The organism is Kitasatospora sp. NPDC054939 (genome assembly GCF_053610105.1).
The window spans coordinates 1-4,408 of the sequence record NZ_JBSGXP010000268.1; the positions used below are offsets into that span (position 1 = coordinate 1).

General features: G+C 78.8%; 2 protein-coding genes. One reads left to right on the forward strand and one right to left on the reverse strand.

What is annotated here, in order from left to right:
- Positions 1-88 precede the first annotated feature (88 nt).
- Positions 89-3,073, reverse strand: coding sequence for a helix-turn-helix transcriptional regulator (locus ACWGB8_RS37925; protein WP_452218216.1), 2,985 nt, complete (start codon positions 3,071-3,073; stop codon positions 89-91).
- Between the two features lie 486 nt (positions 3,074-3,559).
- On the opposite strand from ACWGB8_RS37925, the gene ACWGB8_RS37930 reads away from it, so the two are divergent.
- Positions 3,560-4,408 (forward strand): AfsR/SARP family transcriptional regulator (locus ACWGB8_RS37930; RefSeq protein ID WP_452218217.1); only part of this gene is annotated, 849 nt, incomplete at its 3' end.

The following is a 4,408-nucleotide window of genomic DNA, read 5'->3' on the forward strand; positions in this document are numbered from 1 at the left end:
ATGTACGTCTTCTCCGACCGGCCCTAGCTGGGGGGGCGCGGCGCCGCGCCCCCGCCCCCCCCCCCCCGCCCGCGTCCGGCCCCCGAGGTCAGGGGAGCCGGGCGTCCGGCTCCGCCCCGTCCGCCGACCGGCAGAGCGCCTCCGCCAGCCCGGAACGGCCGTCGATCCCCAACTTCCCGTAGGTGTTGGTGAGATGGACCTCCACGGTGCGCAGCCCGACGAACAGGTGCTGGGCGATCTCGCGGTTGGTCATCCCGCCGGCCGCCAGCCCGGCGACCCGGAGCTCGGTGGGTGTCAGCGCGTCCACGCCCCGGAACACCCGGGTGCGCGGCCGGTCCCCGGCCTGGCGCAGTTCGGCGAGGGCCTGGTCGGCGACGACCTCGGCGCCGAGCCGGTGCGCGATCTCGGCGGCCCGCCGCAGGTGGGGGCGGGCCTCGGCGGTCCGGCCGGCCCGGCGCAGCCGGGAGCCGAGGTCGGCCAGCGCCTGAGCCAGGCTGTACCGGGCGGGGGTGTCGGCCAGCAGCTCGACGGCCTCCTCCAGGAGGGCCACCCCGGCCGGCCCGTCGGTGATGGCGCCGAGCGCGCGCAGGGTGACGCCGACCGTCCCGGGCACCCCCCAGCGGCGGGCCAGCCGGAGCTCCTCCTCGGCCAGCGCCCGGGCGCCCTCGGGTTCGCCGAGAGCGGCGCGGACCAGCGCGGCCTCCGAGCGCCAGGGCAGCACGCCGGGGGTGAAGACGCTGCGGGCCGAGGCCCGGCGACCGCACAGCAGGAAGTCGGCCAGGGCGTCGCGCAGCCGGCCCTGGGCGACCCGCAGGCGACCGCGCACCAGCAGCACCCAGTCGTTGATCCAGTGGCCGTTGAGGTCGCTGCCGAGTCCGCCGCGTTCGAGGAGTTCGGCCGCGTACTCGGCCTTGCCCTGCTTGATCAGCGCGTCCATCAGGGTGGTGAGCGGGGCGGCGCAGTGACTGTGCCGCAGGTCGACGCCGGTCTCCTCCAGCGCCTCGATGGCGGCCGCCGCGTCCGCCCGGCAGTCCAGCACCCGGCCCATCCGGCAGTGCACTCCGGCCCGGACGCTGCTGGCCAGCGCGTAGGCGAAGGCGGAGCCCCGGCTCCGGGCCTCCTCCACCGCCGTGTCGGTGTACATCAGCGCCAGTTCGTCCTGACCGGTCGAGCCGAGCGCCAGGATGGCGCCGCTGTACACCGCGGACTCGTCGTCGGCCGGGCTGAGCCCCTGTTCCAGGGCCTGCCGGGCGTAGCCGGCGGCCTCCTCGGGCCGCTCCCCGGCCATCGCCTCGCGAAGGCTCAGCAGGGCGGCGAGCGGGCGGCGGACGGCGGTACCGGCGGCCTCGTCGAGGGTGAGTTCGCGCAGGCGCGGCAGCACGGAGGTGGCGGAGGCCGCCTGGCTGAGGCTGCCGTGGATGAAGTCGACCTCCAGCCGCAGGGCGTTGGCCGTGTCCTGCCCGCGCAGCGCGGCGCTGGTACGGGCGAGCACCGCGAGGCCCTCGGGGTAGCGGTCCAGCGCGAACAGGGCGCCGGAGAGCCGCCGGGCGGCGGCGGTGCGCTCCACCGGGTCGCGGGAGAGCTCCAGTCCGCGTTCCAGGTGGCCGACGGCGGCGGGGACGTTGGACGCGAGCTCGGCCTCGCCGAGGCTGATCAGCAGGGTGGCGCGCAGCGCGTCCCCGAGGGGTTCGCGCAGGGCGCGGCGCAGCGGGGCGACCGCGGCCTCGGGGCGGCCCAGCCGGACGGCCTCGGCGGCGGCCCGCCGCAGCACCTCGGAGGTGCCGGGCCCGCCGAGCGGGCTGCGCAGGAGGTGTCCGGCGACCTCGTCGAGCGGGGAGTCCCGGGTGAGCAGCACCCGGGCGGCGCGGGCGTGCAGTTCCTGGCGGCGGCTGGGCAGCACCTCGCCGAGCACGGCGGCGGCCACGGCAGGGCACGCGAAGCCGGCGCCGTCCTCGCCGCGGGCCGTCACGCCGGAGCGGGTCAGGGCGTGGACGGCGTCCTCGGCCTGCGGCTCCGTCACCCCGGCCACGGCGGCGAGCAGGTCGACCGGGGGGTGCGCGCCGAGGACGGCGAGGGCCTGGGCGACCGCCAGGGCGGCGGGGCCGGCGACGGTGAGCAGGCCCTGCACGGCGCGGCCGACCTCGGCGGGAAGGTGGTCGAGCAGCCGGTCGGGATGCAGGTCGGCGTGCGGGTCGGTGTCGTCGGCCGGCCCCGGGGCGGCGGCCACCGAGCGCAGCAGGGCGTGCAGCAGGTACGGGTTGCCGCCGGTGGCGCGGTGGCAGGCGGTGGCGAGCCGGGTGCCGGCCTCCTCGCCGAGGGCCTGTCGGGTGATGACCGCCACCGCCGCGCCGTCCAGCGGCGGCAGGGCCAGGTGCCGGCGGAACAGCGGCAGGACGGCGCCGAGCGCCTCGGCGTCGGCGGGCCCGGAGGTCGGTCCGAGCGTGGCCAGGACGACCAGCGGCAGACCGCCGGCGCGCCGCAGCAGGTAGTGCAGCCAGCGCAGTGACGGGGTGTCGGCCCACTGCAGGTCGTCGAGGACCAGGACCAGCCGTCCGCGCGCGGCGAGCCGGACGACCAGCCAGTACAGGCCGTTCAGCACGTCCTCGTCGGTGCGGTCGGCATCGCCGCGGGCGGCCCGGACGGCGGGCGGCAGCAACAGGGTGGCGGCGGCGCCGGCGTGCCCGGCGAGCAGCCCGTCCGGGCCGCCGACCGGCTCCTGCGCGATCAGGCGCTCGAAGAGCTGGCGGACCAGGCCGAACGCGAAGCCGTGCTCGGGCACCGCGCCCGAGGCGGTGAGCACCAGGTCGTCGGGGCGGCGCACGTGCTCCACGGCGGCGCGCAGCAGGGCGCTCTTCCCGGCGCCGGCGGCGCCCTCCACGAGCACGGCGGTGCCGCCCGACGCGGTGGCGGTGGCGGTGGCGGTGACCGGGACGGCATCGGCGGGCGCGTCCGCGCCGGGAGCGGTGTCGGGATCGCTGCCGGGGGCGGTGCCTGCGGCGGGTTCCCGGCCGGGCGGGGCGGGGCTCAGAACCCCGACCAGGGCCGCCAGCTCCCGTTCGCGTCCGATCAGCACGGGCGCCGCCCGGGCATGCGGACGGCGGGGGCGGCGGGCCGGCGGCAGGGGCTGCTGCCGTAGCATGACCGGCGGAAACGGGGATTGCGGTGCCCGTCGGACCGGCGGGCGGCGGACCCGCGGGTGCGGGCCGCGTCGGCGGACGACGGGGCGGTGTGCGCGTGCAAGGGTCGCTCGATGGGCTCGGGGGCGGGACGGAGGTCCGTGCCCCCGGTCGCCGACGGGGCGTCCGGGGCGGCGGACGCTGGGCCGCTAGGCCGTGTCCGGCAAGATCGGCCGGACAGGGCCCAGTCTCCGGGGCCGGTGTCATGAATCGGTAATGGCGCGGTAATCGGGTCTGCGGAGGCCCGCCGGGCGCCGTTCCGTGCCCGGTGCCGTCCGGGGGTCGGCGGCCTCGGGACCGGCCCGGACGGTTGTCACCGCCCGGCACACCACCACGGCCGGGCGGCACGACGGGGAGCAGCGGGGAGTAGGACGTACGTGGAGATGCTGCGGATCTCGGTGCTGGGGCCGCTCCGCGCCCGACGGGGCGGGCGCGAGCTGGACCTCGGTCCGCCGAAGCAGCGCGCCGTGCTGGCCGCGCTGGCGCTGGGGCACGGCCGGGTCGTCCCGGTCGCGGAACTGGAGCAGGCCGTCTGGGGCGCGCGGCCGCCGGCCACCGCGGCGGTCGCGGTGCGCAGCCACCTGTCCCGGCTGCGCGCGGTGATCGAGCCCCGGCCGCGCAGCCCCCGCACGCTGCTGTCCGCCCCCGGTGGGTACCTGCTGCGGCTGGAGCCGGACGCCCTGGACGCCGACCGCGCCGAACGGCTGGCCGCGGAGGCAGCCCGGGCCGCTGCGGCGGGCGACCGCACCGGGGCGGTGCGGCTGCTCGGTTCGGCGCTCGCGCTGTGGGAGGGCGTCCCGCTCACCGGCGTACCCGGCGACCTGGCCGACCGCCGCCGCGACCTGTTCGAGGAACGCCGCCTGACGCTCCGTCAGGACCGGCTGACCCTGGAACTGGAGCTCGGCGGGCACGCCCGGCTGGCCGCCGAGCTGACCGCGCTCGCCGACGAGCACCCGCTGCGGGAGGGCCTGCGGGCGCTGCAGATGGTGGCGCTGTACCGGTGCGGGCAGCAGGCCGCGGCCCTCGCCGGGTACGAGCGCTGCCGCCGGCTGCTCGCCGAGGAGCTGGGCGTGGACCCGGGGCCGGAGCTGGCGGACCTGCACGGGCGCATCCTGCGCTCCGACCCCTCGCTCGCCGCGCCGCCGAGCGCCGACGCCACGGCGTACCCAAAGGCTTCTCCCGCCGGGTCGGCGGGGGAAGCCCCCGGCTGGCTGCCGCCCGCGCAACTACCC